1 protein-coding gene is annotated in these 1,132 nt (G+C 59.9%); it reads left to right on the forward strand.

Going from position 1 to position 1,132, the window contains the following annotated elements:
• The first annotated feature begins 109 nt into the window (after positions 1-109).
• Positions 110-892, forward strand: coding sequence for a helix-turn-helix domain-containing protein (locus tag ABT116_RS48955; RefSeq protein WP_003944262.1), 783 nt, complete (start codon positions 110-112; stop codon positions 890-892).
• Positions 893-1,132: the final 240 nt, after the last annotated feature.

Genomic DNA, 1,132 nt, shown 5'->3' on the forward strand with positions numbered 1-1,132 from the left:
GTCGCCGACACCGAGAGCCAGACCTCGGGGTGTTCCTTGCGCATATGAGCGACGACCGTGCTCTTTCCGACCCCGGAGGGGCCGGAGAGCACGGCGCGAAAGGTCATGCATGGACAACGTCCGCCCGCCCAACCTGGGCGATTACCTTCGCGCGTTGCGCACCAGATCCACGCCGCAGCAGCCGGGCGGTCTGACCAGGACTGAATTTGCCGCGAAACTGTACTGGAGCGTGAGCCATATCACGCAGGTCGAACGTAACGAATCTGCGCATCCTTCGGTCAAATTCCTCGAAGACGTTTCCCGAGTACTCAGCCTCGATCCGGCCCAGCGCCGACACCTGTACAACCTTGCTCGCCGCACTCAAACCGAACGGGAAACATCGACCACCCCGTGGACGATCGACCAGTACCGATCACTCGTCACACCCGAGATGCGCACGGTGATCACAGCGCTCAATCCACATTTGGTGGCCTACCTGGACGAGCGATGGAATGTCATCGAATGCAACGCTGCCTACGATCGCGCCTTTCCAGGACTTCTCGACGACGGCAATGTTTTGCGCTGGCTCTTCTCCACACCACAGTCCAAGCACGTCATGGCGGAGTGGGAAGCCGAGACAGCCTTGACGGTGAACTGGTTCCGCGCGTTGATGGGACGCTATTACAACCCTGAATGGGCAATCGAAACCCTGCAAGAACTGAGCCAGTTCCCCGCCTTTCGGCGCCTGTGGGACAAAGAGGACGTCCGATTCGGCCGGCATCAGCCATTCATGCACCTGCGCGATGCCGACACCGGCGAGGAATACCGCGTTCACGTCCAAGTACACACGGAAATGCGCGGCGACTACCCCGTCCAGATGTACTTAGGGGTACGAATCCCAGGAACGCAATAGCTGCTCGAACCTCTACAGCCAGCCGGTTTCGACCATCGTCACGAAAGCCTCGCTGTGTGGGTACACGCTCCCGCGTGAGCCTTCTCTCGCTTGGTGCAAAAGGTTACAAAACGGTCTTAATAGACGTCTGGCGTGCGGTTGCCGTGCATCTGGCGTGTATGTTCCGGGGCCGAGAGGCAGGACGGATCGAGGTGATATACGCGACTTTTCGGGCGCTGGCAGGCCGGTTTCGGACAGGGT

The sequence above is a fragment of the Streptomyces sp. NPDC002130 genome, from assembly GCF_040296465.1.
GTDB lineage: Bacteria > Actinomycetota > Actinomycetes > Streptomycetales > Streptomycetaceae > Streptomyces.

What these genes read in the sequence shown, in the direction of transcription:
- ABT116_RS48955 (WP_003944262.1), top strand. Translation starts at nt 110, where the DNA reads ATGGACAACGTCCGCCCGCCCAACCTGGGCGATTACCTTCGCGCGTTG.